This is a genomic window from Streptomyces sp. B1866 (genome assembly GCF_031932565.1).
In the GTDB taxonomy this organism is placed as follows: Bacteria; Actinomycetota; Actinomycetes; order Streptomycetales; family Streptomycetaceae; genus Streptomyces.
Genome location: NZ_JAVSCF010000064.1, coordinates 1 through 25,910, shown reverse-complemented (window position 1 = coordinate 25,910; position 25,910 = coordinate 1). Strand labels below are relative to the sequence as shown.

The 25,910-nt window shown below is 74.2% G+C and carries 27 protein-coding genes; 17 read left to right on the top strand and 10 right to left on the bottom strand.

All coding sequences use genetic code 11. The features are described from left to right. From RKE29_RS11935 to RKE29_RS11905, 7 genes are all read left to right on the top strand, one after another. Positions 1-1,923 (top strand): 4'-phosphopantetheinyl transferase superfamily protein (locus RKE29_RS11935; RefSeq protein WP_312005156.1); only part of this gene is annotated, 1,923 nt, incomplete at its 5' end. Positions 1,924-2,000: 77 nt separating this feature from the next. After that, the gene (locus RKE29_RS11930; RefSeq protein WP_312005157.1) at positions 2,001-2,255 is read left to right on the top strand and encodes a phosphopantetheine-binding protein; all 255 of its coding nucleotides are present in this window, start codon (positions 2,001-2,003) and stop codon (positions 2,253-2,255) included. Between the two features lie 2 nt (positions 2,256-2,257). Then, a complete protein-coding gene (locus RKE29_RS11925; RefSeq protein WP_312005155.1) occupies positions 2,258-3,115 on the top strand; it encodes an alpha/beta hydrolase in 858 nt (285 codons plus the stop codon). Continuing rightward, positions 3,112-4,299, top strand: coding sequence for a glycosyltransferase (locus tag RKE29_RS11920; RefSeq protein ID WP_312005154.1), 1,188 nt, complete (start codon positions 3,112-3,114; stop codon positions 4,297-4,299). The genes RKE29_RS11925 and RKE29_RS11920 overlap by 4 nt, the downstream gene beginning before the upstream one ends. Before the next feature lie 37 nt (positions 4,300-4,336). After that, complete coding sequence (locus RKE29_RS11915) at positions 4,337-5,392, top strand: methyltransferase domain-containing protein (protein ID WP_312005153.1); 1,056 nt, start codon at positions 4,337-4,339, stop codon at positions 5,390-5,392. A gap of 238 nt (positions 5,393-5,630) precedes the next feature. Next, positions 5,631-6,866, top strand: a complete 1,236-nt coding sequence (locus RKE29_RS11910) for a lipase family protein (protein WP_312005152.1) — start codon at positions 5,631-5,633, stop codon at positions 6,864-6,866. 146 nt (positions 6,867-7,012) lie between these two features. Next, positions 7,013-7,321: a GNAT family N-acetyltransferase gene (locus RKE29_RS11905; RefSeq protein ID WP_312005151.1), complete on the top strand. Its 309-nt coding sequence runs from the start codon at positions 7,013-7,015 to the stop codon at positions 7,319-7,321. Positions 7,322-7,828: 507 nt separating this feature from the next. Here the strand turns inward: RKE29_RS11905 and RKE29_RS11900 are convergent. After that, positions 7,829-8,389 carry a hypothetical protein gene (locus RKE29_RS11900; protein ID WP_312005150.1) on the bottom strand — a complete coding sequence of 187 codons (561 nt, stop codon included), beginning with the start codon at positions 8,387-8,389 and terminating at the stop codon, positions 7,829-7,831. Then, the gene (locus RKE29_RS11895; RefSeq protein WP_312005149.1) at positions 8,386-8,664 is read right to left on the bottom strand and encodes a hypothetical protein; all 279 of its coding nucleotides are present in this window, start codon (positions 8,662-8,664) and stop codon (positions 8,386-8,388) included. Before RKE29_RS11895 ends, RKE29_RS11900 begins: the two co-directional genes overlap by 4 nt. Before the next feature lie 758 nt (positions 8,665-9,422). On the opposite strand from RKE29_RS11895, the gene RKE29_RS11890 reads away from it, so the two are divergent. The 6 genes from RKE29_RS11890 (at position 9,423) to RKE29_RS11865 (ending at position 13,457) form a co-directional block, all read left to right on the top strand. Further along, on the top strand, positions 9,423-10,295 hold the full coding sequence (locus tag RKE29_RS11890) for a helix-turn-helix transcriptional regulator (protein ID WP_312005148.1): 873 nt from the start codon (positions 9,423-9,425) through the stop codon (positions 10,293-10,295). Further along, on the top strand, positions 10,292-10,528 hold the full coding sequence (locus RKE29_RS11885; protein ID WP_312005147.1) for a DUF397 domain-containing protein: 237 nt from the start codon (positions 10,292-10,294) through the stop codon (positions 10,526-10,528). Before RKE29_RS11890 ends, RKE29_RS11885 begins: the two co-directional genes overlap by 4 nt. After that, positions 10,525-10,752, top strand: a complete 228-nt coding sequence (locus RKE29_RS11880; RefSeq protein WP_312005146.1) for a DUF397 domain-containing protein — start codon at positions 10,525-10,527, stop codon at positions 10,750-10,752. Before RKE29_RS11885 ends, RKE29_RS11880 begins: the two co-directional genes overlap by 4 nt. A gap of 208 nt (positions 10,753-10,960) precedes the next feature. Continuing rightward, entirely contained in the window at positions 10,961-11,866 is a 906-nt protein-coding gene (locus RKE29_RS11875; RefSeq protein WP_312005145.1) for a radical SAM protein, read from the top strand. Positions 11,867-11,874: 8 nt separating this feature from the next. Continuing rightward, complete coding sequence (locus RKE29_RS11870) at positions 11,875-12,621, top strand: AAA family ATPase (RefSeq protein ID WP_312005144.1); 747 nt, start codon at positions 11,875-11,877, stop codon at positions 12,619-12,621. Then, complete coding sequence (locus RKE29_RS11865) at positions 12,618-13,457, top strand: aminoglycoside phosphotransferase (protein ID WP_312005143.1); 840 nt, start codon at positions 12,618-12,620, stop codon at positions 13,455-13,457. Before RKE29_RS11870 ends, RKE29_RS11865 begins: the two co-directional genes overlap by 4 nt. A gap of 153 nt (positions 13,458-13,610) precedes the next feature. Here the strand turns inward: RKE29_RS11865 and RKE29_RS11860 are convergent, their stop codons facing one another. Next, positions 13,611-14,867 (bottom strand): lipase family protein, encoded by a 1,257-nt coding sequence (locus tag RKE29_RS11860; RefSeq protein WP_312005142.1) that lies wholly within the window; start codon positions 14,865-14,867, stop codon positions 13,611-13,613. A 291-nt stretch (positions 14,868-15,158) separates the two neighbouring features. Between RKE29_RS11860 and RKE29_RS11855 the strand changes: the two genes are divergently transcribed. Next, positions 15,159-16,331 (top strand): lipase family protein, encoded by a 1,173-nt coding sequence (locus RKE29_RS11855; RefSeq protein ID WP_312005141.1) that lies wholly within the window; start codon positions 15,159-15,161, stop codon positions 16,329-16,331. A 7-nt stretch (positions 16,332-16,338) separates the two neighbouring features. On the opposite strand, the gene RKE29_RS11850 is transcribed toward RKE29_RS11855, so the two are convergent. After that, a complete protein-coding gene (locus RKE29_RS11850; protein ID WP_312005140.1) occupies positions 16,339-16,761 on the bottom strand; it encodes a (2Fe-2S) ferredoxin domain-containing protein in 423 nt (140 codons plus the stop codon). Between the two features lie 196 nt (positions 16,762-16,957). On the opposite strand from RKE29_RS11850, the gene RKE29_RS11845 reads away from it, so the two are divergent. The 3 genes from RKE29_RS11845 to RKE29_RS11835 all read left to right on the top strand — a co-directional run bounded on the left by RKE29_RS11845 (position 16,958) and on the right by RKE29_RS11835 (position 18,799). Beyond that, positions 16,958-18,046 (top strand): XRE family transcriptional regulator, encoded by a 1,089-nt coding sequence (locus tag RKE29_RS11845; protein WP_312005139.1) that lies wholly within the window; start codon positions 16,958-16,960, stop codon positions 18,044-18,046. A 115-nt stretch (positions 18,047-18,161) separates the two neighbouring features. Next, a complete protein-coding gene (locus tag RKE29_RS11840) occupies positions 18,162-18,395 on the top strand; it encodes a type II toxin-antitoxin system VapB family antitoxin (RefSeq protein ID WP_312005138.1) in 234 nt (77 codons plus the stop codon). After that, on the top strand, positions 18,392-18,799 hold the full coding sequence (locus tag RKE29_RS11835) for a PIN domain-containing protein (RefSeq protein WP_312005137.1): 408 nt from the start codon (positions 18,392-18,394) through the stop codon (positions 18,797-18,799). Before RKE29_RS11840 ends, RKE29_RS11835 begins: the two co-directional genes overlap by 4 nt. A gap of 79 nt (positions 18,800-18,878) precedes the next feature. On the opposite strand, the gene RKE29_RS11830 is transcribed toward RKE29_RS11835, so the two are convergent. The 6 genes from RKE29_RS11830 to RKE29_RS11805 form a co-directional block, all read right to left on the bottom strand. Next, positions 18,879-19,931, bottom strand: coding sequence for a hypothetical protein (locus tag RKE29_RS11830; protein ID WP_312005136.1), 1,053 nt, complete (start codon positions 19,929-19,931; stop codon positions 18,879-18,881). 174 nt (positions 19,932-20,105) lie between these two features. Beyond that, positions 20,106-21,395, bottom strand: a complete 1,290-nt coding sequence (locus RKE29_RS11825) for a condensation domain-containing protein (protein ID WP_312005135.1) — start codon at positions 21,393-21,395, stop codon at positions 20,106-20,108. Between the two features lie 74 nt (positions 21,396-21,469). Then, a complete protein-coding gene (locus RKE29_RS11820) occupies positions 21,470-22,549 on the bottom strand; it encodes a hypothetical protein (protein WP_312005134.1) in 1,080 nt (359 codons plus the stop codon). Further along, on the bottom strand, positions 22,546-23,658 hold the full coding sequence (locus RKE29_RS11815; RefSeq protein ID WP_312005133.1) for an aminoglycoside phosphotransferase family protein: 1,113 nt from the start codon (positions 23,656-23,658) through the stop codon (positions 22,546-22,548). Before RKE29_RS11815 ends, RKE29_RS11820 begins: the two co-directional genes overlap by 4 nt. Next, a complete protein-coding gene (locus tag RKE29_RS11810) occupies positions 23,625-24,800 on the bottom strand; it encodes a Gfo/Idh/MocA family oxidoreductase (RefSeq protein ID WP_312005132.1) in 1,176 nt (391 codons plus the stop codon). Before RKE29_RS11810 ends, RKE29_RS11815 begins: the two co-directional genes overlap by 34 nt. Then, a partial coding sequence (locus RKE29_RS11805; protein WP_312005131.1) for a hypothetical protein occupies positions 24,790-25,910 on the bottom strand: 1,121 nt, incomplete at its 5' end. The genes RKE29_RS11810 and RKE29_RS11805, both read right to left, overlap by 11 nt.

Genomic DNA, 25,910 nt, shown 5'->3' with positions numbered 1-25,910 from the left:
GGCGCCGCCCCGGCGCCCGCCGTCGCGGGCCTGCCGGGTGCGGGTGTGCCGGGCGCGGGTCTGCCGGGCGCGGGCGGGATCGGCGCGCTCAGCGGCCTGGCCGAGCGGTACCCGGCGGCGGCCGAACTCGGCGCGCTGCTGGAGGAGACGGCGCACACCGCCGCCTCCCTGATGCTGGCCGCCCGCGGCGGCGCGGTGTCCCCGGCTCCGGCCGCCCCCGTGCCCGTACGGCCCGTACCGCCCGTACGGCCCCCGGCCCCGCCCGCACCGGCCGCGGCCCCGGCCGTACCCGCCGGACCAGGCCCGGCCGCGCCCGGCAGCACGCTGCGCGTGTCCGTGGAGACCATGCCCTACCTGGCCGACCACTGCTTCATCCCGCAGCGGCCCGGCTGGCCCGACGTGGCCGACCGGCGCCCGGTCGTCCCGGCCACCACCGTCGTCCAGCACATGGCGGACGCCACCGAGCGCGCCGCGCCCGGCCTGCGCGCCGTCGCCGTGCACGACGTGCGGCTCAACCAGTGGGTGGCCGCCACCCCGGCGCACGACGTGGCGGTGACCGCCACGCCCGAAGGCCCGGGCACCTACGCGGTGGACTTCGGCGCCTTCGCCGGCTCCCGCGTGGAGCTGGCCCCGGCGCACCCGGAGCCGCCCGCGCCGTGGCCCGTCGACCCTGCGGCCGAGCGGCGGCCGGACCACACGGCCGAGCAGCTGTACACCGACCGCTGGATGTTCCACGGGCCCCGCTTCCAGGGCGTGACGGAGCTGACCGCGATCGGCGCGGCGCACGTGCGCGGCACCATCACCGCGCCCGAGGCGCCCGGCGCCCTGCTGGACAACGTCGGGCAGATCCTCGGCTACTGGCTGATGTCCCGGTACACCGAGCGGACCATCGTGTTCCCCGTGCGGATGGGCGCGTTCCGCTTCTACGGGCCGCATCCGGCGCCCGGCACGCCGGTGCACTGCCACATCCGCATCACCTCGGTCACCGACACCGCCCTGGTCTGCGACGCCGACCTGACCGTCGAGGGCCGGGTGTGGGCGCGTATCACCGACTGGGAGGACCGCCGGTTCCTGGGCCTGGACGCCCGCCTGGACGGCGGCTACCCGGACCGGCGCGGCCTGTCCGAGCCGCGCGCGGACGGCTGGAACCTGCTGCGCGACGCGTGGCCCGACCTGGCCTCCCGCGACCTGATCATAAGAACCAACCTCGGCGCGGACGAGCGCGCCGAGTACGACCGCCGCCCGCCGCGCGGCCGGCGGCAGTGGCTGCTCGGCCGCATCGCCGCCAAGGACGCGGTGCGCCGGTGGCTGTGGGAGCAGGGCGAGGGCCCGGTGTTCCCCGCCGAGATCGCCATCGGCAACGACGCGTCCGGCCGTCCGTACCCCACCGGGACGCACGGCCGCACGCTGCCGCCGCTGGACCTGTCGATCGCGCACAGCGGCGAGGTGGCGGTGGCCCTGGTCCGGCCCGGGGACGAGGGCCGGCCGGGCCCGGGGGCGGGCATCGACGTCGAGGAGGTCACGCCCCGGGACGAGGCCACGCTCGCCGCCGCGCTCGGCGAGGAGGAGCGGGCGCTGCTCGCCGCCCGGTGCCGGGCCGACGGCCGCCCGCGCGAGGAGTGGTTCACCCGCTTCTGGGCGGCCAAGGAGGCCGCGGCCAAGGCGGAGGGCACGGGGCTGCTCGGCCGGCCCCGGGACTTCGCCGTCATCGAGGCGGGCGAACCGGCGGCCGGGGGGCCGGGGGCCGGAGCCCCCGCGGCAGGGGACCCCGCGGCGGGGGAGACCGAGGTGCTGGTCGCCACCCGGCAGGGCGTGCACCGCGTGCGCGCCGCGCCGGTCACCCACAACAGCAGAACCTACGTCGTGGCATGGACCGCGGCACCGCACACCGAGTCGACGCGAACCGAGGAGAGCAGCACGTGAACACCAGCGAGCGGACCACCACCCCCGCCGCCCCTCCCGTGCCCGACGAGCAGGCGATCCTGGCCGAGGTCACCGGGATGCTCCAGGTGATCCTGGAGGACTACCCGCTGGACGACATCGAGATCGGCATGGACACCCGGTTCGGCGACGACCTGGAGCTGGAGAGCATCGACCTCGTCACGCTCGCCGGGCAGCTGACCGAGCACTACGGCGAGGCCGTCAACTTCGCCGAGTTCATCGCCGAGCTGGAGCTGGACGAGATCATCGCCCTCAGCGTGGGCCGCCTCGTCCGGTACGTGCACGGCGCCCTCCTCGCGGCGGACGGGAGCTGACAGTGGCCAGAGTCACGGCGAACGGTGTCGACCTGCACGTCCAGCGGCTGCCCGCCCGGCCGCGCCCGGACACCGCGCCGCCCACCGTGGTGTTCCTCCACGGCGCCTTCATCGACAGCCTCGCCAGCTACTACTTCACCCTCGCCCCGGACTTCGCCGCCGCCGGCTTCGACACGGTGATGTACGACCTGCGCGGCCACGGCCGCAGCGAGCGCCCGCGCACCGGCTACACCCTGGAGGACTTCTCCGCCGACCTCGACGAACTGCTCGACCAGCTCGGCATCCACCACCCCGTACACCTGGTCGGCAACTCCTTCGGCGGCACCCTGGCGCTGGACTTCGCCGCGCACCGGCCGGACCGCACCGCGTCCGTGGTCGTGGTGGAGTCCGGCCCGGCCACCCCGCAGTGGGCCAGCGCCATGTCCGGCGCCCTGCACGAGACCACCGAGGCGCGCCCGCCGGAGGAGGCGCTGGACTGGTTCGTGACGCAGTACGGCTCGATCTCCTCCACCCGCTCCGGCGACCCGCAGCACGACGCGCACATCGCCCGGCTCGGGCGCGCGGCCGGCACGCTCATCTCCTCCACCACCATCGCCACCGACATCCACTCCGGCCGCACCCTCACCGACGACCAGCTCCGGGAGCTGAGCTGCCCGGTGCTGCTCATCAACGGCAGCGAGGGCCTGGTCGCCGAGCAGGCCGCCTGGCTGGAGGACCTGCTGCCGCGCTGCGAGGTGGCCGTGGTGCCCGGCCAGAAGCACTCCGTGCTGGTCGAGGCGTCCGACGAGGTGTGCGACCTGGCGCTGGAGTGGATCAGCGCCCACGAGGGCATGTCCGGGCGGAAGGCCGGTGCCCGGTGAGCCGTTTCCTGTTCGTGGTGCCGCCGCTGGTCGGGCACGTCAACCCGGCCGCCGCGGTGGCCGCCGAGCTGACCGCCCGGGGCCACGAGGTGGCGTGGGCGGGCCGGCCGGGCGTCCTGGCGCGCGTCGCCGGCCCGGACGCCCGCGTGTTCGAGTGCGCGGGCCCGGACAGCATCGACGGGCGGCCGGCCGGGCTGCGCGGCGTGGCGGCGCTGAAGTTCCTGTGGGAGGGGTTCTTCGCGCCGCTCGCCGAGGCCATGGCGCCGGGTGTGGAGCGGGCCGTCGAAACCTTCCGGCCGGACGTGGTCGTCGCCGACCAGCAGACCGTGGCCGGGGCGCTGGTGGCCGAGCGGCACGGCCTGCCGTACGCCACCTCCGCCACCACCTCCGCCGAGATGACCGGCTCCACCGCGGGCATTCCCAAGGTCGGCGACTGGACCGCGCAGCTGCTGGCGGACCTGCGGCAGCGGATCGGCGACCCGGCGAAGACCAACGACCCGCGCTTCTCCCCGCTGCTGACCCTGGCGTTCTCCACCGCCGAGCTGACCGGCCCGTGCGAGGAGCACGGCCCGGTGGAGTTCGTCGGCCCGGCCCTGGGCGACCGGCCGCACGACCCGGACTTCCCCTGGGCCTGGCTCGACGCGGCCCATTCGGCTGACGCGGCCCCGGACCGGCCGCTGGTGCTGGTCACCATGGGCACCGCGAACACCGAGGCCGGCGCCCGCTTCCTGGCCGAGTGCGCCGCCGCCGTACGGGAGCGGGCCGGGCGGGTACGGGCCGTCGTCGCCGACCCCGGCGGCGTCCTGAGCGAGTCGGGCTCGTACGAGCACGTGCTGGTCCGGCCGTACGTGCCGGTCCTCGCCCTGCTGGAGCACGCCGCGGCCGTGGTCTGCCACGCCGGGCACAACACCGTGGCCGAGGCCCTGTGGCACGGTGTGCCGCTGGTCGTCGCGCCCATCCGCGACGACCAGCCGGTCGTCGCCGGACAGGTCACCGAGGCGGGCGCCGGGGTGCGCGTCCGCTTCGCCCACGGCAACCGGGAGCGGATCGGGGCCGCCCTGGACGCCGTGCTGGACGAGCCGCGGTACCGGGCCGCCGCGCGCCGCGTCGGCGAGTCCTTCCGCGCGGCGGGCGGCGCGCCCGCCGCCGCCAAGCACCTCGAAGAGCTGACCGCGCGGTGTTGACCGCGCGACCGACCACGCCATGAAAGGGACGTCGAGCATGGGACGAGCCGAGGAAGTCGCCGAGCTGCGCGCCACCTACCAGGCCGACCTCGCCGCCGGCACCGATCGGTTCTTCCTGCCCGAACGGGCCGACTGCCCCTGGTGCGGCGGCACCACGCTGCGGGAGCGGCTGCGCACCAGCGACCTGACCCAGGGCAAGCCGGGCGAGTTCGTGCTCGACGAGTGCGCCTCCTGCGGGCACGTCTTCCAGAACCCGCGGCTGAGCAAGGAGGGCCTGGACTTCTACTACCGGGACTTCTACGACGGCCTGGGCACCGAGACCACGGCGAAGATGTTCGAGTCCGGCAGCAGCGTCAAGCGCTTCCTGGGCAGCGCGCAGGCGATGCGCACCCTCGCCGAGCCCGCCCGGTGGCTGGACGTCGGCGCCGCCAACGGCCACTTCTGCGCCGCCGCCAAGCAGGAGCTGCCGAACACCGTCTTCGACGGCCTCGACATGGGCGAGAGCATAGAGCAGGCCCTCAAGGAGGGCCGGATATCGCACGCCTACCGCGGCTGGTTCACCGAGCTGGTCGAGGACATGGCCGGCGCCTACGACGTGGTCAGCATGTTCCACTACCTGGAGCACACGCTGGAGCCCCAGCAGGAGCTGGCCGCCGCGCGCACCGCGCTGCGCCCCGGCGGCCACCTGGTCATCGAGGTGCCCGCCCCCGAGTCGCGGTTCGCGAAGCTGCTGGGCCGCTGGTGGCTGCCGTACTTCCAGCCGCAGCACCTCCAGCTCATGCCCATGGCCAACCTGCGCCGCGAGCTGGAGAGCCAGGGCTTCACCGTCGTCGCCACCGAGCGCGCCGCGTGCCACATCCCGGTGGACCTCGCCGCCGCCGCGTGGTTCCAGCTGAACCGCGTGCTGCCGGGGGAGGACCTGCCCTGGCGCGCCACCGTGCCCGGCCGCGGCGCGCGCCTGCTCCGGGGGGCCATGCTCCTCGCCTCCGTACCGGTGATGGTCGCGCTGTACGGCCTGGACCACCTCATCGCCCCGCTGACCCGCCGCACCGGGTTCTCCAACGCCTACCGGATCATCGCCCGCCGCGAGTAGCGGGCGGTGCCCCTCGTCCCCCTGTCCTCCGTCCCTACGAACTGTCGAGCCCACCCACCGCGCGACCGGCCCGCCCACCAGCGGCGCAGGTCGCCCCGACGAGTCGCAACGACACGGTGCCCCGCCGGCGACGCCGGGGCGCCTTTTGGAGGTTTGAGCAGTGGTGCACATAGGTCCCCGCTCGCGTCCGGAGGACTCCGGCCGCCACCGCGGGGAGAACGGCAGGAAGGTCAGGAAGGTGCTGGCGCCGACTGCGGTCGCGCTGGCCCTGCTGGCCGGCGTGAGCCTCGCGGCCACCGCCTCGGGCTCCTCCGACTCCGCGGCCCAGTCGACCGCGGCGACGGGCTTCAAGCCCACCCCCGAGGACGACGCGTTCTACACGCCGCCGAGCCCGCTGCCGCAGGGCAAGCCGGGCGACATCATCCGGGCCCGCCCGGCGAAGGCCGGCCCGCCCACCGCGCGCAGCCTCGCCAACGCCTGGCAGATCATGTACCTGTCCACCGACGCGCTGGGCAAGCCGAACGCGGTCACCGGCATGGTCTTCGTGCCCAAGGCCGTCTCCGATCCGTCGCAGCTCCCGGTGATCGGCTTCGCGCCGGGCACCCAGGGCTCCTCGTACAAGTGCGCGCCGTCGCTCCAGACCGACCACGGCTCGTTCTACGAGCAGGCGGCCCTCAAAGACATGCTCACCGCCGGGTACGCGGTCGCCATGACCGACTGGGAGGGCTACCACCCCAAGCCCACCACCACCTACATGACCGGCAAGGCCATGGGTCCGGCCCTGATCGACGCCGTGCGCGCCGCCCAGCGGCTGCCCGAGGGGAAGCTGTCCGCCGACTCCAAGGTCGTCTTCCGCGGCTTCTCGCAGGGCGGCGGCGGCTCGGCGTGGGCCGGCCAGCTCCAGCCGACGTACGCGCCGGAGCTGAAGCTCATCGGCGTCGTCGCCGGCGGCGTCCCCGCCGACCTCGTCCAGGTCGGTCTCCCGCTCAACGGCAAGTTCGGCTACGGCCTGTACTTCAACGCGCTGATCGGTCTGGACCACGCCTACCCCGAGCTGAAGATGGACAGCTACCTCAACGACGCGGGCAAGGCGGCGGTCGCCGACTTCCAGGACAACTCGTGCGTCTACGAGCTGCTGAAGAACTACTCGGGCAAGCAGAACTCGGACTACTTCGCCAAGAACCCGCTCACCACCCAGGAGTGGGGCGCGCGGCTGAAGGAGAACAAGCTGGGCGCCGAACCGATCAAGGTTCCGGTGTTCCAGTACCACGGGACGAAGGACCAGCTCGTCGCGTTCAACCAGGCCAGCAAGCTGCGCGACACGTACTGCGCCGCGGGCGTCAACCTCACCTGGAAGACGTACGAGACGGACCACCTCACCGGGATCAGCCGGGGCAACGCCGACGCGATGACCTTCATCGCCGACCGCCTCGCGGGCACGCCGGCCACGCCGAACTGCCCGACCACGGCCTGACGTTCCGGCACCGCCCCGCCCCGTAGGGACAGGGGGGACAGGGGCAGAAGCGGGCCGGTGCCCGGGGGACCACCCCGGGCACCGGCCCGCTGCCGCGTGCGCGTGGCCTGCGGGAGACGGCCCAGGACGGCCTTTATGCTGGCGGCATGGCAGAGATCAGCATCGAGGACCGGCCGGACAGCAAGCGGTACGAGGCCCGCGTCGCGGGCGAGCCGGCCGGGTTCGCCGCCTACATCCTGACCGACGAACTCATCGTCTTCACCCATACCGAGGTGGATCCGGCGTACGAGGGCCAGGGCGTCGGCAGCGCGATCGCCCGCGCCGCGCTCGACGACGTACGCACGAGGAAACTCAAGGTGCTGCCGCTCTGCCCGTTCATCAAGGGGTGGATCCAAAGGCACGCCGACTACATCGACCTCGTCTACCAGGCGCCCCAGAGCAAGGTCTCGGAGTAGGCGGCGGAAAGGCGCGCGGACAGGCGACAGACCCCGAGGACGGACGTTCAGCAAGGCGGCGGGAGGTAGGCGCCGCCGTGCTTGCAGCGCAGGCCCGCTATGACGTCGCTGAGGGTGGGGCGGCGGGTGCGCTTGCAGGTGGTGCACTGGCTGAGCCAGCTGTCGGAGAGGTTGCCGGAGTACGGTTCCAGCGGCTCGAACCCGGCGTCGCGGCGGTCACCTCGCGGTGCGAGCGCTCCTCGGCGTCCTCCAGGTCCGCCGGGTCGGGCTCGGGCTCCGGGGGCGGGTCGGTCTCGGCGGCGGTCTCGGCGAGGGGGCTGGGTCCGCCGATGACCAGCCCGAGGCTGACGGCGCGCCGGTGGTGGCAGGCGCAGCCGCACCGGGTGGTGCCCTGGGCGCGGCACAGGGCGTGGCCCTCGGGGACGCGGTCGCGGGGGCGTACGGCCGCCGCGCACGGGGCGGAGAACCATACGGCGTCCTGGGCGGGGAAAGCCGCCCGGCTCGTGGTCACGTGGTGCCGCCCTTCCGGCACCGGAGCCCGTCGTCGTCCGGGCCGGGGCCGTCCAGCCGGTGGCCGAGTTCGTCGGCGACCGCGACGGCCGCGCGGAGGGATTCGCGCAGTTGGCGGTTCATGACGCGCATCTGGTGGGCGGTGACCTGCTCGTTGCCGAGGGCGGACCACATGTGGCCGACCAGGATGGTGGCCATCCGCAGCCGCTCGGCCGTGATCGGCCCGTACGGCGCGGGCTCGCCGAGGCGCGGCGCGCGGGACTCGATGGCGGCGAGCACGTCGCGCAGGGCGTCGGTCAGCTCGGCGGCGTACTCCCGCAGCGCGAACGGCGCCCGGCCCCAGCTCCCGCCCGGCTCCGCCCCCGGCGGCGGAGCGGTGCGCAGGAGCCGGTGGGCGCGGCTGACGTCGGCGGCCTCGGTGGCCCTGGCCACGGCCTCCAGCATGGCAGCGGCGCGCAGGTCGGCCTCCGCGTCGCCGCCCGCGTCGTCGTACTCCCGCTCGGCGGGGACCAGGTACAGCCGCGCCCGGCCCGGCCGCTGACCGCGTCGCGGGCTCATCGCGGGACCACCATCCCGTGGATGCACCGCGGCCCGGTGTCGATGCCGTACGAGGCCAGCCACGCGTCCCGCCTGCGCCGCCGCTGCGCCCGCCGCTCGACCCGGCTCGCTCGGGCCCGCTGTACGCGCGCGGCGTGCTCGGCCCGCTCCCGGGCGGCGAGTTCCCGCTCGTGCGCGATGACGAACGCGCGCACCAGCGGCCCGTTCACCGACCAGAACACGTCGTCCGCCGGGTCCCGCAGGAGATCGGACAGGTCCAGCGTGGGCCTCGTCACGGTCGTGAAGCCCGCGGGGGCGGGGGCGGGCGAGGCGGCCCAGGCCCCTGCGGCCCCGGTCAGCGCGACGGTCGCCGCCGTCAGGAGGACCGGGACGGGGACCGTACCGGCCCGGTGGCGGCCCCGACTCCGGTGGCCGAAAAGCCGCCTCACCAAACCGGCGAAGCGTCCGGTAAGTTTGCTCATCGTCGTCAGCTCTTTCCTTGTCGTCAGCTGGTGGCCGTGCCCCGGGCGTCTGCCAACGTCGCGGGGTTTTTCCATGGCAGAAACGTTTTCCGACCGTTCAACCGGCCCTCTCCGCCGGTTGAATTCGGAACCTCCACGTGGCCAGGTCGAAAAAGAGTTCGTATTCGTCGTCGCTCCACTGGGCCGGGTCGCCGTACCGGGCGCAGAACTCGGCGGCGGCCGTGGGAGACCGGGCCACGGCCGATGTCTCCGGCGCCGCTGAAGCGGCCGATTTCCGAGACGTACGACGCAATGGCATGCCCATCTCCAGTGGCTTTGGGCGGGCGGCCTGTCCCCGACGGGGGCGCAGGGACAGGCCGCCCCTTTCTGACTCCGAAGTACGCGTCTTCGGAGTTCCATAACCGTGGCGCATCAAGTGAACTGGACGCAATACACTCGGCGTTGAATCACCCCCGCAGTGAAAAAGTGTCATATGACGTGGCTCGCACATGGGCTGGTGCGGCGCTCAGTAGCCGTGCCATGCTTGGCACATCGGCGTGAGCTGCGGTCACTTCAACCGGAAAGGCAGGGACATGGCGCAACCCCACCGGCCGACAGCACGCCGAATCGCGCTCGGCCACGCGCTGCGAGAGCGGCGCAAAAAGGCCCGGCTCAGCCTCGCGGACGCCACGAAGGGGCTTCCGTTCAGCGACACCAAGCTCCAGCGGGTCGAGACCGGGCTCCAGGACCTCCGCAGCGCCGGAGACCTGCGCAAGCTGCTCGCCCGCTACGGCATCACGGACGAGGACGAGATCGAGCAGCTGGTCGCGACGCAGCGGGACGCCTCCAGCCAGGAGTGGTGGCTGGACGGCGCCGCGAACATGCACGCGGGCATGTCCCGGCTCATCGGCATCGAGTCGGCGGCGCAGGAGATGCGGGCGTACCACCCGAGCCTCGTGCTGGGGCTGTTGCAGACCGAGGCGTACGCGCGGGCGCGGCACGAGACCGGCAAGCCCATCGAGGAGACGACGACCGAGTTCATCGCCGACAGCGTCCGCATCAGGATGAAGCGGAAGGAGGCGGTGACGCGGGAGGAGGACCCGCTGCGGCTGTGGGCGGTCCTCTACGAGCCCGCGCTGCGGCACGTCGTCGGCGACACCGACCTGATGCGCGAGCAGTACGACGAGATCGTCAAGCTGGCCGCGCTCGACCACGTGACCGTGCAGATCCTCCCGCAGAACATGCGGGGACACCTGTGCGTCCACGGCTTCCAGATCCTGCTCCTCGGCGGCAACATGCCGACGACGGTCCAGATGGACGCGGCGTTCGGCGCCACGTCCATCACCGACAAGCCCCGCGAGGTCGGGCGGTTCTCCCGGCAGTTCGACGCGCTGTCGCGGTCCGCCCTGCCTCCGGAGGACACCCCGAAGTTCCTGCACCGACTAGCTCGGGAGATCACCGAATGACCGCCGACATCACCACCGCGATGGCCCCGGACCTCACCGGTGCCGACTGGTTCACGTCCTCCTACACCGACAACGGGCAGGCGTGCGTGGAGGTCGCCGACCTGACGCGGGCGTCGTACGGCCGGGTCGCGGTCCGTGACTCGAAGAACCCGACGGGCCCGGCGCTGCTGGTGGCGCCGGACGCGTGGGGCTCCTTCGTCGCCACCGTCAAGGGCGAGGAGCACCCGGCGTGATCGCCGCCCCGGACCTCACCGGCGCTGACTGGTTCACGTCGTCCTACAGCAGCGGCAACGGGCAGAACTGCGTGGAGGTCGCGGACCTGACGCGGGCGTCGTACGGCCGGGTCGCGGTGCGCGACTCGAAGAACCCGACCGGCCCGGCGCTGCTGGTGCCCCCGGGCGCGTGGGGCTCCTTCGTCGCCACCGTCAAGGGCGGCGAGCCGACCCGCCAGCTCTGACCGCCCACGGCGACCGCGCCCCGCCTCCGGCTCCCCACGAGCCGCAGGCGGGGCGCCGTCACCTTGTCAACCTGGCGCCAACTGAATGGTTGGATCGCCGGGCAGGACAGGTTTCGGCACCTGGCACGCTCAGTGAGCATGCCGCTACAGGAGTGTGGGTATCGTCTCGCTCGGTGTGGGCTTCCGTCCGCCCACAGGGGAGGGGCGAGTGTCCGACCTGCGTTTCGCTTGGCTGGAAATAACGGGCAAATGCCAACTCTTCTGCGAGCACTGCTATGCGGATTCCGGCCCCCAGGGCACCCACGGAACCATGGGAACGCACGACTGGCAGCGCGTGATCGGGCAGCTTGCCCACTGCGGCGCGTCCATGGTCCAGTTCATCGGTGGCGAGCCGACGCTTCACCCGGCATTACCGGAACTGATCAGTCACGCCCTTGACCGAGGTCTGCGGGTGGAGGTCTTCTCCAATCTCGTTCACGTGCCTACCGCTGTCTGGCCGGTCCTGGAACGGGACGGGGTGTCCGTGGCCACCAGCTACTATTCCGACGACCCTGCCGAGCACGCCGCCCTCACCGGGCGCCCCAGCCACGCACGCACCAAAGCGAACATCGCCGAGGCTCTTGCCCGGGGTATCCCGCTGCGCGCCGGAGTGATCGATATCCGGCAGGGGCAGCGGGCCCCGCAAGCCCGGCAGGAGCTTGCCGCCCTTGGCGTCCAAGAGGTGAGAGTCGACCGGTTGCGCCAGGTCGGGCGTGGCGTCCGTACGAGTCAGCCGGACGCCTCGCAACTGTGCGGACGCTGCGCCTCCGGGGTGATCGCCATTTCCCCGGACGGAACCGTGTGGCCCTGCGTCTTCTCCCGGTGGCTGCCGATAGGCAACGTCATGGATGCCGCCCTTGCCGATATCCTGGCTGGCCCGGAGGTCCGGCAGGTGCGGTCCCGTCTGGCGGCGGAATTCGCTGCCCGGAAGCCGGTCGTGGCCGGTGACGGAAAGAAGGACCCGTGCGACCCGCAGTGCGGGCCGTCGTGCGGCCCGGCTTGCGACCCCTCGTGCTGGCCGACGGGAACAGGCCCCTGTACGCCCAACGGGGGCTGCCAGCCGAACTACGACTAGGAGCCCGTGTGTACGTCGACCGGGTGTACGTACCGGAAGCGCTGGCCCCAGACCGTACCGCGCGCGGCCGGTGGCCGTTCACGGTGCCCTGTGTCGCCCAGCTTCTGGATGACGGGCTGCGGTTCACCCACCCGGTCACCTTCCTGGTCGGCGACAACGGCTCGGGCAAGTCCACTCTTGTGGAGGCAATCGCCGAGAGCTTCACCCTGGACGCCTACGGCGGGCGGCTCGCCCGGCTCCGTGGCCGCCCCGACCCGGTGAAGACCCCCCTGGGAGAGGTGCTGCGGGCCGACACCACCAGCGCCGGGGCTCGGATGCTCGCCGGGCCCCGCCGCAACAAGAAGGGCTTCTTCCTGCGGGCCGAGACCGCCTTCCAGATGACAGAGAACCTGGGCGGCGTGCCCGGCTACTGGGACCAGGACACCAGCGCCATGAGCCACGGCGAGGGATTCCTCACGATGTTCCAGGCCATGTTCGACGCTCCCGGCTTCTACGTCATGGACGAACCGGAAGCCGCCCTTTCCTTCACCTCCTGCTTGCAGCTCGTGGGACTTCTGCACGAGCTGGGCGAACGCGGCGCCCAAGTGGTGTGCGCCACCCATTCACCCATCCTCGCCAGCACACCCGGAGCGGACATCATCGAAGTCGGCGCCCAGGGCTTCCACCGGTCGAAGTGGGAAGACCTGGAGCTGGTCGACCACTGGCGCCGCTATCTGGCAGGCCCCACCGCCTACCTGCGCCACATCATCCCGTGACATCTCCACGACCCGACGACATCGCCGAGGCCGACCGCCGCTTCCGCACCTGGATGCGACAGAACCTCCAGCGCGCCGCCCGGCACTTCGGCCTGACGGTCACCGCCGAGCCCGTGTTCGGCTGGCGCGACCGCTCCATCGGCGCGCCCGCCGACGCCCCGGACGGCCGCCGCTGGCTGCGCGTGGTCTCCGAGCAGACCCAGTGGGCCCAGGGCCACGCCTGGACGGGAAACGCCGACGCCGACGCCGTAGCCGGACTGCCGAAGCCGCGCCTGCTGGGCGTCCACGAGTGGGCCGAGGGCGACTGGCGCCGTCAGCGTGCCGAGGTCCTGACCCTGCTGCCGGGACGGCCGTGCTCGCCCACCGACACCGCCCAGCCGGGACTCGCCCCGGCCGAGGAGTGGTGGGCCCGCCTCCACGACGCTCTGCGGAGCCTTGCCGCCACCCCGACCGGTCGCGTCAGCACCGACCAGGACAAGGTCGACCGGCGCGTACGGGCCGTCTTCGGCCCCACGGTCGAGGTCCGCGTCGAGCGGTGGGAGACCGTCCACGGCGATCTGCACTGGGCGAACCTTCTCGACCCGCTGGGCATCCTGGACTGGGAGCTGTGGGGGCGCGGCCCGGTCGGCACCGACGCGGCCACCCTGTACTGCTACAGCCTCACCGCCCCCGAACTCGCCCGTCAGGTCCGCGCTCGCTTTCCGGTCCTGGACACACCGGACGGCCGCCGGGCCTTGCTCTACGTCGCCGCCCGCCTGCTGCACCGCGCCGGACTCGGCGACCACCCCGGCCTCACCGGGCCTCTTCAGGGCCTCGTGAAAGAGCTGCTGATCTGACCCGGCACGGTGTCTTTCATGTCCGCGCGCACGCAGGCGCCGGGTGCCTGGGGCTCGTTCGTCGCCACCGTCAAGGGCGGCGAGCCGACCCGCCAGGTCTGACCGCCGGAACCGGAACGGCCCGGGTGCGCCTCCGCACCCGGGCCGGCCGCGTCACAGCCCCCACGGGCCGCAGGTCTTCACCGGCGGTTTGCCGTTGAAGCGGTCGGAGAGCCAGGCCACGGAGTCGGCGGCGGCGGCGGGGGTGCCGGCGAGGTGGGACCCGAGGAGGAACGGGAAGGTGTTCATGGTGCGGAACTCGACGGTGGCGCCGCGGGCGCACCAGTCGTCGGACAGCTTCCGGCCCACGGAGTAGGGCACGAGGTCGTCCACCAACGGGTGTTGGATCAGGACGGGCACGCGGGGGGCGACGGAGCCGACGCGCTGCTCGTCGGCGATGCGCCGGTACGGGTCCCGCTGGAGGACGTCGGCGAGGGGGCGGCCGTCGGCGGTCAGGTCCCGGGTGTTGAGGAAGAGGTTGGGGAGGGTCGCCTCCATCGTGCACCGGTCGCGGATGGAGTCGAGGATGCGGCGGCCCTTGGCGTTGAACAGGTCGGCGACGTGCAGTTCCGGGTAGGCGGCGTCGGCGCCGACGACGGCGAACAGCAGGACCGCGGCGGCGTAACCGCCGTCGTCCTGGCGGAGCATCGCGGCGAGTTCGGTGGGTGCGGCGCCGACGTAGACGCCCTTGAGGTCGAGTTCCGGGGTGTAGGTCGCGGCGAGTTCGGCCGCCGCGGCGGAGGCGGCGCCGCCCTGGGAGTAGCCGCTGACGCCCACCGGGCCGTCCGCGGGCAGTCCGGTGCCGGGCAGCCGCTGGGCGGCGCGCAGGGCGTCCAGCACGGTGTGGGCCTGCGGGAGGCGCATCATGAACGTGGGGTCGCCTGGTGTGCCCATGCCCTCGTAGTCCACCTCGACCACGGCGAGCCCCTTGTCCAGCAGCGGGTTGACGAACACACCGCGCGCGTTGGACAGCAGGTCGGGCCGGCCCTCGCCGGCCATGGTCTTGGACAGCACGCACTCGTCGCCCAGGCCCACGGTGGCCGACCCGTACGCCACCAGCGGCCGCGGGCCGGACCCGGTCCACGGCTTGTCGGGGACGAGCACCATGCCGGTGACCGCGATGGGACGGCCGTCCTTGTCCTGGGAGAGGTACATGATCCGGGTGGCCTGCGCCTTGCCGTCCACGTACGACACCGGCTCGGATCTGATCAGGTCGCCGTGCGTGCCTGCGGGCAGTGGGGACGGCGGCTCGTAGAAGCCCTCGGAGGCCCCTGCGGCGGGGCCGCCGAGGGCCAGGGCCGCCACGGCGCCGGCGGCGACGAGCACCGGCGCCATAGCGATGGCGACTTTCCGTCGCAGCGCTGTGAACATGGGCGTACTCCTGCCAATCGCTCTACCGGCGGTAAACGGGGTGGCAGGAGGCTTTCGCGATCACAGGGACATGTCAACGGCCGTGGGCGATATGCGCACACAAGGTGAATTGGCGGCGGGCCGATGCGCGCGTGCTGACTACTCCGGGCCCGTGGGCGCGGCGGTCCGGGTCGGCGGATTTTCCCTTCGCGCCACCGGAAACACAGAAGGTGACCGCCGGAAGTTGTCCCGTGCCCAGCAATTTCCGCCGGCGCCTCTCCGGGCCGGTGACCGGCGGGCTATCGTCCGGCCATGAGTCTGCGCCGAGTCGCCGTGGCCGCCTCCGTCGCCCTCGCCGTCGTCGCGTCCGGCGCGGGCGCCGGAACAGCCGCGTCAGCCGCCGAGCGGCCGGGGGCCGCGCTCAGCGCCGCCGTGGCCGCGGCGACGGCCGACCCGCCCAAGGTCCTCAGCGTGCAGCAGCTCCCGGCCGACCGGCGGCCTCCGGGCGCCGGGATCGCCAGCCGGATCACGTACACCTCGACCACGGTCGGCGGCGAGCCCACGGTCGTGAGCGGCCTGGTCTTCGCGCCGAGCACCAAGGCGCCGACCGGTGGCTGGCCGGTGGTGTCCTGGGCGCACGGGACCACCGGGCTCGGCGACTCCTGCGCGCCCTCGGCCAACCCCCTGTCGGCGGACATCAAGGACTACCTGGGCACCTGGCTCCAGCAGGGGTACGCGGTCGTGGCCACCGACTACGCGGGTCTGGGCGGGCCCGGCGTCCACCCGTACCTGGACGGCGCGGTGGCGGCGCAGGGCACCATCGACATCGTGCGCGCCATGCGGAGGCTGGCCCCGGGGCTGTTCGCCAAGCGGTGGGCCGTGATCGGGCACTCGCAGGGCGGGCACGCCGCCCTGTTCACCGGTCACCTCGCCACCCGCGTCGCGCCCGAACTGGACTTCCGCGGCACGGTGGCGCTCGCCCCGCCGTCCAACCTGACCGAGATCTTCGCCCGGTTCACCCCGCAGACCACGATCCTCGCGGGCCTGACCGGGCTGGTGTCGTACATCTTCGCGGGAGTGCAGGTGTCCAACCCCGGATTCGACATGGGGCCGTACCTCAGCCCGCTGGGCAGGGACGTGGTCACCGACGCGCAGACGCTGTGCGGCAGCGCGCAGGCCGAGCGGGTCAAGGGCCTGACCATCGGCCAGCTGCTCGCCAAGCCGCTGGACGACGCGTACGCCAAGGCGATGGGCCCGGTCTTCGACGTGCCGACGACCGGCTACGACCGCCCGCTGCTCGTCGCCCAGGGCGCGGCGGACAAGACGGTCCCGCCCTTCCTGACCCGGCGGCTGGCCAACGACCTCCAGGCGGCCGGGCAGCCGTTGACGTACAAGACGTACGAGTCCGTCGACCACTCGGGCGTGAGGGCGGCCTCGCTGGCGGACGTCACCGCGTTCCTCCGCGAGGCGTTCGCGGCGCCGTGAGCGGCTTTCAGCGGCGGGTGCGGGTCTTCCCGCGCGTGAGGGTCACCCGGGGCGGGTCGATGACCTGCAACTCCAGCGTCGGCGGGGGAGCGGCCACGCCCGGCCCGCCGCTGGCGGCCCAGCGCAGCACGTCGTCCGTCACGGCGTCGTCCATGGCCCAGCCGATCCACGTCGGCCGCCCGCCCCGCCGCCGCCCCGCGCCGGAGGGCTGGACCACGAGGACGTTGGCGTGGGCGCACGGTCCGAGGCAGTCGGTGGTACGGACCGCGAGTCGGCCGCCGGAGTCGGCCGCGGCGGCCCGCAGCCGGTCGAGCTGACCCTGGTGGTCGTGGCCGGGGTGCTTGCGCGGACTGCCGCAACAGCATCCCCGGCACACCACGAGGGTGACGGGACGGTCGCGGGCGGCGCCGACCAGCGCGGGGAGGGTCACGGGGCGGTCCGGTGGGCAGGGGACGGGAGCGGAGGCGGCCGTCGCGGTACGCGGTGACGAGCGGCGGCGGCCCAAGCCCAGGCTAGCGGGGCCCTTTGCCGGGCCTGCGCCGAGGGTCCGCACCGGCGGGCCTTTCGCCGACCGGTCGCCGGCGCGGCAGCCTGCCTTCCGCGGTGGAGTGTGCCAAAATCGCACTATGGCATCCGAGACGAGGTGGCAGGAGATCGGTGCCCGCCTGGGGGAGGCTCGACGTGCGGCCGACCTCACGCAGGGTGACTTCGCGGCGCGCGTCGGGCTTGAGCGCACAGTGGTATCCAAGATCGAAACGGGAGCGCGGAAAATAGGCGCTCTTGAGCTGACGCGCATGGCGGATGTCCTGGGCCTGCCTGTCGACCACTTCCTCGCCGCGCCGCCTCCGGTGTTGTCCAACCGGCAGCCTCTCCTGGAGGAGGACGAGTCCGCAGCGGCCAAGTCCGCGTTTCGCATCCAAGCATGCCTTGGCGCCTGGCTCCGTGATGTGCGGCAGCTCCTGGAAATCGGGGTTCTCGCCCAAGAGTCGTTGTGGAGCTATCCGTATGCGGTCAGCGGGATCGACTCCTACCGGCAGGCCGCTCAGTGGGTGCGGGAGCGGATAGGCGAACCTGCCGGGCCGCTGGGTTCGATGGCCGAGGTGTGTGCCGCGGCCGGTCAGTGGCCGCTCGCGACGGAGATTCCCGGTGACGGTGCTTCGTTGATCGACGGAGACGTCGCCGTGTCGGTGATCAGCCTGCGCGGTGAACCGGGGCGGCGCCGGGCGACAGCCGCTCACGAACTCGGTCACATGGTCATGGGTGACGCGTACTCGAATGACCTGGGTGTTCATGCCTCGATCGAAGAGCGGGAGCGGGCGATCGAGGTCTTCGCGGCGGAGTTGCTGATCCCGGTCAGTGCTGTCTCGGACGCATGGTCCTCGACGGGAAGCAGCCGCGATCAGCTGATCAAGCTGGCTGCCCGCTACCGTGTCTCCTGGACTCTTGCACTGGGCCAGGCGGAGCGGGCCGAAGTCATCGACTCGGCGGAACGGCGGGCCCTGACGGGCAGCACCCCCACCAGGGCCGAGTTCTTGCAGGCCCTGGGCTGGGTCCCGGAGGCCGACCTGTCCGCGATCAGGGTCGCGCCGACATACGCGGATGCCGTGCTTGCCGCCTTTCGGCGGGGGGCGATCTCGCGAGCCCGTGCAGCGGAGATGCTGCACGGCCAGGTCCGCCTCGAAGATCTTCCTCCCGGTGAAGAGGCGACGATCTGACGTGGCCCAAATCCTTGTCCTGGCCAGCCCTTCTCTTCCTTGGACCTCCAGGCAGCCCAGCGCATGTTGGTGATGTATCGGAGCCATGTATATTGGGTATCCGGAGGTGGCAGAGGTGTCCGTCACCCAGATCGATCTCGATGACGAAGCCCTGGCCGAAGCGATGCGGCTCATGGGAGCCACGACGAAGAAGGAGACGGTCAACACCGCCCTGCGGGAGTACGTGGCCCGGGTCAAGCGGCTGGAGGCCGCCGAGAAGCTGGCGGCCCGAGGCGAGCGGGGCGAGTTCGAGCAGGCGGCTGCCGCGTACGAGGCCGCGAAGCACGCCCGGCGGGCCGCGTTCGAGTGATCACGTACCTGGCCGACGCCTCCGCCCTGTGGCACCTGTTCCGGACGCCGGGAGCGCTGCGAGGGTGGGAAGGGCATATCGAGGCCGGAGCGTTCCACATCTGCGAGCCCACGAGGACCGAATTCCTCTACTCGGCCACCGGGCCGTCCCACCGGGACGAACTGGCCGAGGAGTTGGAGACCCTGTGTCACCTGTCGCCTGTCCCGAAACACGGATGGCGGTGGGTGGACACGGCGCAGTACAAGCTCACGCAGCGAGGCCTGCACCGCGCGGCGGGAGCCGTTGACCTCCTGGTGTGCGCGACCGCCCTGCACCACGGGCACACCGTGCTCCACGTGGACAACGACTTCGTCACCGTGTCCGGCGTGCTGCCGGAGGTGCGGCAGCGCGACGCGCGTCAGTGAGCGTCGGGCGGTGCTCCCGCCGCCGTACGGCGGGGAGCGCCGCACCCGCTGCCGGCCCCCATCCCGGGTCGCGGCGGGGTCACCGCAGGAGGGCCGTCACCGCGAGAGGGACCAGGATGGCCGCCACGGACAGCAGCGTCGACGCCAGGGTCTGGCCGTTGATCACTCCCGACGGGCTCTCCGACACCTGGGTGAACAGCTCGACGGCCTGCGCCTCGTCCGCGGTCAGCGGCCGGTCACCGGGGGGCTGCCGGGGAAGGCGCCGGGCCAGCATCTGCAACACCGCCCCGCGCTTGTCCAGGACCGCCTTCGACAGCCGCCACTGGGAGTAGAGCCCGAACGACAGGATCGCCACCAGCATGGTTCCGGCCAGCACCCACTTGGTGACCAGGTACGCCCCGTGGCGTGCCATGTGGGGGGACAGCCAGACCAGGGGCGCGGAGGTGGCCGTCGAGATGACGACAATCCACAGGGTCACGATGCGGTACCAGCGGGAAAGGGCCTCGACACCGGGTGTCCGGGCCGGTGACGGCCACGCCAGTTTCACGTTTCCCCGCTTGGTGACGAGGCGGGACAGCCGTGCGGAGCGGATCAGCCAGTACAGGCCGTTCGTGCCCACCGCGCCGGACAGCGCGACCGTCGCGTAGGACATCGCGCCGACGGGTAACCTCCAAGGCGCCTCCTGGAGGGTGGACAGCACCCACAGCGCCAGACAGGAACCCGCGGCGCCCGTGAGCATCCAGCGCTCCTGGCGCCACGGCTGCACGCCCCGGTCGATCCAGCCGTGCACCGCCTCCTTGCCTCGCCGGGTGAGCATCCGGTCGAGGCTCGGCATGGCCCGGTGGAGGGCCCGGCAGGCCGTCCACGCGGCCAGGACCATCGCGAGGTCGAGCGCGACGTAGTAGCACAGCCAGAAGGCATACGCGCCCTTCCCGTGAGGTGCGGAGTGGCCCAGGGCCTGGCGCACCAGGGCGATGGTCAGAGGGGAGAGGATGACCGCCAGAAACGGAATACTGCTTTTGGTTTTCCAGGTGTTCCCGGCCGTGTCGGCGCGAATTCCGAAGCAGCGCAGCACGGTCACCCGCGCCAGGTCGCTGGGGTAACGGGCGTTGAGAGCGGTGAACTGCGGCATGGAGTCTCCCGGGCTTTTCCCTGCCTCCCAGGTTCGCCGCCGAAGTGGCCCCGGACGCGGTTCCGTTGCCGAATCGGGACGGCACCGGGGCCGGTTCACCGTCCTCGGGACGGAGTCCGTACCTGCCGGGAGCGGACGGGTTACGGCGGCGGGCCGGTTCAGGCCGTCAGCGCGTCAGGCCGTCAGCGCGGTCAGGCGGGCGCGGAAGTCGGCCAGGAACGACTGCGCGCCCGCCTCGCCGAACTCCGCCGCGTCGTAGGCCAGCCGACCCACCAGCGCGCCCTCGGCGGTGCGCCGTACGCGCAGGAACAGGCCCTGGTCGCCGCCGTCGTCCTGGCCCGCCGAGTGGACGACGCGGCCGGTGGCCTCGCCGAAGGCGTACCCGCCGGTGTCCCGCGCGGGCAGGTACTCGAACATCCGGAACCACGACGGCTCGGCGCCGCGCAGCCCCGGCATCAGGTGCGGCGCGGCGGCCAGGGCGTCGCGCAGCGGGTACTGCGCCCGCTCGTACGCCGCCACCACCGCCGTCCGCACGCGCGGCACGAGGTCGGCGCCGGGCGGGCCGTCCGGTACGTGCAGCGGGATCGGGGTCAGGTGGATGAACGGGCCGATCAGGCGTCGTACGGCCGGGTGGTCGCGCTGCTCGAAGACCGTGAGGACCACCAGGTCTTCACCGTACGCGCGGGCGCGCAGAGCGAGGGCGAACGCGGCCAGCAGGGTGGTGAACGGCGTGCTGCGGTGGCGGCGGGACCAGGCGAACACCCGCTCCGCCGCGGTGGCGTCCAGCACCTCGGTGCGCAGCGTGCGGACCGGCCCGGCCGTGCCCGGCGCGAACGGCACCTCGCGCCGGTAGCGCGGCACGCCGGTCCCCGCCAGCGCCTCCCGCCAGGCCGCGCGGTCCGCCTCCGCGCGGGCCGCCAGCCGCGCGGCCTGCCGGGCCGCGTACGCCGTGTACGTCATCGCGGGCGCGGGCGGCGGCGGGCCGCCGGTCAGGCGGGCGGTGTAGGCGGCGGCCAGCTCGGCCACGGCCAGCCGCAGGGACGTCGGATCGACGGCGAAGTGGTGGAAGACCAGGCCCAGCAGGTGGCGGCCCGGGCCGCGGGTGCTGCCGCGGGTGAGCAGGTAGCCGCGTACGAGGGGCGGCGCGTCGAGGTCCACGGGCGTGGCGGCCAGCAGGGCCGCCAGGCGCTCCCGGTCCGCCTCGTGCGCGGCGCCGGGCGGCAGGCGGGTCAGGGCCGCGTCCGCCGGGTCGAACGGCGCCATCTCCATCCACCGGGTGCCGCGCAGCGGGCGGCAGCGCAGCGGCTCGTTGCGGGCGATCAGGTCGCGGTACGCCGCGTCCAGCACGTCGGCGTCCAGCGGGCCGGTCAGCTCCACCAGGACGGTCAGGGTCATCGCGGACGCGGTGAAGGCGCCGGGCCGGTCGGCGTCGATCTGGGTGAACACCCGCTGGGGGAGCGACATGCGGTGGCGTGTCGGCTTCGGCGCCGGTCGTGTCGGGTTCGCCGCTGCCCGCGCGCGCGGCGCGCTGGTCTCGCTCATCGCGTCCGCTCCTCGACCAGGGCCAGCGGATAGCTCTCGGCGCGCTCCCGCGCGGCCAGCAGGTTGCGGTGCAGCGGCTCCAGCAGGGCCCGCGACCACCCGGCGGCCCGCCAGACCTCGTACGGCAGGCCGAACCCCAGCCGCTCCCACAGCTCCGCGTTGCGCGCCTCGTGGGCGCCGAAGGGTTCGAGGAGGACGACCGGGGTGGCGGCGGCCAGGGAGTCCATCAGGGTGCCGCCGCCGGGCTTGCTGACCACCGCCGTGGCCCGCCGCGTCAGGTGGAACGACTCGTGGTGCGCCGTGCCGCGCCGGTAGGCGGGCCTCCCGTCCGGGCCCACCGGGCCGAACGGCGGGAAGCCGGGGTCGTGCCAGGGGTGCCAGTCCGGGTCGATCATGAAGTGCCGGTCGGCGCCCGCCGCCCCGGCGGGCGGCAGGTCGGCCGCTTCGTACGCGACGACGTCCAGCGCCAGGCCCGCCGCGCGCATCTCGCGGGCCCGCGCGGCGTACGTGCCCATGCCCCAGCCGCCGCCGTGGACCAGGTGGCGCGGCTCCCGGCGCGACCACGGGACGGGTTCGGCCGGGCCCACCGGGACGGTGCGGGCGATGCCGCCCGCCCGCTCCTGGAGCAGCCATACGTCCTGGTGGCAGCCCGCGGCCGGGGCGGCCGAGGCGGCCGAGGTGAACGACGGCGAGGCCACCGAGTCGACGTGCACGGCGTGCACGCGGGTGCCCGGGCGGCGGGCGGCGTACCGGTGCGCGGTCGGCAGCCAGAAGCCGGAGAGCACCACGAGCAGGTCCACGCCGTCGGCGCGCCAGGCGGCCAGCAGCGCGCGCGTGCCGTCCTCGCCGGGCGCCGTGCCGTTGCGGGCCGCGAGCCGCTGCCCGGCCAGGGCGAGGCGGAAGTCGCGGTGGAAGGCGCGCTTGGCGGCGGGGACGCGCTCGCGCGTGGCGGCGGGCAGGTACCGCTCCAGCACGTCGACGCGCACCGGCACGCCCGCCTCGGCCAGCCGCCGGGCCAGCAGCAGCCCCGGCACGTGCACGCCCAGGGCCACACCGGAGGTCAGCACGGCGATCACCGGTCGGCCTCCCCGGCCCGCCGCAGCGCGCGCAGCGCGCCGAGCAGCCGCCGTCGGCACAGCGCGGCCACCGCCCGGTGCGCCGGGCCGTCCACGCCGCGCGCGGCCTGCTCGGTGAGCATGGCGACGTACAGGTGCAGCCGGTAGAGGGCCAGGCGGTGGCGGAGGCCCGGGGTGAGGTCGGCGCGCCCGCCCGCCGCGCGGTACCCGGCCAGGAACGCGTCGTCCGCCTCGATGCCGCCGAACAGGGCGAGAGAGGCGAAGTCGGCGTGCGGGTCGCCCCAGAAGGCCCGCTCGCCGTCGACCAGGCCGGTGACGCGGGGGCGTTCGGGGGGCTGGTCGTCTCCGGGGCCGCCGGTGCCGTCGACCAGGATGTTGCCCTCCCACAGGTCGAAGTGCACGAGCGCCGGTTCGGCCACCTCGGCGAGCGCCGCGCGTCCCGCCGCCGCCCGGGCCCGCATCGCCTCGGGCGGCGCGGGCAGGGCCGCGCCGAAGCGGTCGGCGTCCGCCAGGGCCGCGTCGAGCATCGCGGCGTACGCGTCCGGCCAGGACCCGCAGCGAGGGGCGCCGGGGCGCAGGGGGCCGAACCAGGGGCCGCGCACCCGGTGCAGCCCGGCCACCAGGCCGCCCAGCTCGTACCGCAGCCGCCGCCGCTCGGGCGCGGGCAGCCGGTCGCGGACGCGGTGCCAGGAGGTGCCGGGCAGCGCCGACACGACGATGACGTCACCGTGGCCGCCGCCCGGCGGGCCGCCGTCGCACCCGGCGTGGCGCAGCGCGGGCACCGGCGCGGCCCCGGCCGCCAGCTCAAGGAACAGCGCCTCGGTGCGCAGGGCCCCGGCCTCGTGCGCGGGCAGCGGCGTGCCGGGCGGCGGCCCTGCCTTGAGCACCACCGGGCCGTCCCGGTCCGGCGTCAGCAGCCACGTCGCGTTCCGGGTGCCGGACGCGGGGTCGGTCAGCTCGCGGGCGGACACCACGGTCGTGCCGGGGCCGAGCGCCCGCGCCACGAACCGCGCCAGCTGCGCGCGGGTCAGGGCGGGGCGGCAGGCCGCCCCCGGGCGTGCCGAGGCGGGCGCGGTCACCGGTACGCCGCCGACCGGTCCGCCGTCCACCGGGCCTGCGCCAGACCGGCCTGGCGCAGAGCGGCCTGCGCCAGACCGGCCTGCGCCAGCCGGGCCGCCGTCCACCGGTCGTAGGCGTCCCGGTAGGCGTCCTCCATGAGCGCGATCCGCCGCGCGGCCAGGGCCGTCCCGGCGTGGTCGCCGGGCGGGGAGTCCAGCAGCCGCAGCAGCGCCGCCAGCCGCGTGTCGTAGTACGCGGCGGGCGGCCCGGCGGCGCAGTCCGCGGCCGGGAAGGACAGCACGCGGCGCGGCCCGCCGTCCGGCAGCACGGTCACGTTGACCGGGAACGGCCCGGCCGCGGGCCGCAGCACGCCGCGCACCCGCACCCGCCCGGCCGTGAGCACGTACTCGTGGTCCGCGCGGTGCGGCCCGCACAGGCCCGCGTGCAGGGTGGCGGCCAGGCCCGAGGGCCAGTCGAGCCGGGCGGTGAACGTGGTGTCGACGCCGCCCGGGCCGTCGAAGTCGGCCCGCCCGCTCGCGACGGCGCCGTCCAGGCCGACGGTGGCCTGGAGGGCCTGGAGCCAGTAGCTCGCCGTGTCGAACAGCGCGCCGCCGCCCAGTTCCGGCCGGAAGCGGTAGCCGGTGCCGGGCGGCAGGTCGAAGACCAGGTGCGTGACGACCTCCCGCGGCTCGCCGAGACCGCCGTCGGCCAGCAGGGCCCGTACGGCCTCCTGCCAGGGGTGGTCGGCGGTCATCACCGCCTCCACGGCGTGCACGCCGCTGTCGGCGGCGGCGCGGAGCACGGCGTGCGCCTCGCGGCGGCCCAGGCACAGCGGCTTCTCCACCACAACGTGCTTGCCCGCGCGGGCCGCCGCCACGGCCCACCGCGCGTGGGCGGAGTTGTGCACCGACACGTACACGGCGTCTACGCGGTCGTCCGCCAGCAGCGCCTCGTAGGAGGCGTGGGCCACGGCCAGGCCGTGGCGGGCGCGGAACGCCTCGGCCCGCTCCGGGCTGCTCGCCGCGACCGCCCGTACGAGCACGTCGTCGCGGCGGGCGGCCGGGGCCAGGACGGCCCGTTCGGCGATCCCGGTGGCGCCGACGAGGCCGAAGCGGCGGACCGGGGGCCGGTCGAGGGCCGGATCCGGGGCCGGGGCCGAGCCCAGGGGCGGGGCCGGGGGCTCACCGGGCACGGGCCACCTCTCCGGCGGCGCGCCCGGCCGACCGCGCCGCCGGGGCCGCCCGGGCCGCCGGGACCGCCTGGTTCACCAGCCGGTCCAGCACCCGGTCCACGGCCCAGTCCAGCAGCCGCTCCTGCTCGGCGTCCCGGCTGAGCACCGCGTAGTACAGCCGCCCGCGCGGCGGCAGCAGCGGGCCCGCGGCCAGCGGCAGCACGCCGGTGCCGCCCGCCCGGTACAGCGCGCCCCGGTCGGCCAGCGCCTCGATGACCGCGTCGACCGGATGCCCGGCGGCGCGTACGGGCCCGCGCACGGCCCGTACGGCCAGCCGGGCCGCGACGCCCGGCCCGGCCAGGCGTTCGGCGTGCAGCAGGCTCAGCAGGCCCATGGACATGCGCGGGTTGATCTCCAGGACGGGTACGAGCGTGCCGTCGCGCAGCAGCATGGAGTCCACGCACACCGGGCCCCAGTAGCCCTCGGCGGCGAGCGCGGCGCCGACGCCCTCCATCACCTCGCGGTAGCCGCCGTCCGCCAGCCGCCGCTCCAGGGAGGCGGGCAGCGACCGCGAACCGGCGTAGCGGAACGCCGCGTTTTCCATCAGGCGCGCGCCGCGCCAGCGCACCGCGCCGCCGCGCGCCACCTCGAAGTGCGCGGAGAAGTCGGCGACCCGGTCGTAGCGGGCCTGCACGAGCAGTTCGAGGTCGGCGCCGCGGTCGGTCTGTCGGGCCAGCACCCGGGCCAGGGTGCGCAGCACGCCGGGGGAGGACACCGCGACGGTGCCGCGCCCCGACACCCCGTACGGGTCCTTGACCAGCACCGGGTCCTCGGCCAGGGGCGCGGCGGCGCCGGTCTCCGCGACGGCGGTGTGCAGCTCGGCGACGGACCGGACGGTGGTGCCCGCACCGGGCAGCCCGAGGGCGCGCACCAGCGCGTTGGACCAGGTCTTGGACGACACGCGGCGCACCGCGCACACGTCGGGCAGGTCGGCGCGCAGGCCGCAGCGGGCGGCCAGGTCGGCGGTCTGCGGCAGCACGGCGTACGGCGCGAGGGCGCGCCCGGCCAGGTCGCCGGGCGGGGCGGCGGCCAGCCGCCGCTCGACGCACCCGCCGGGGCCGCCCGGCGCCG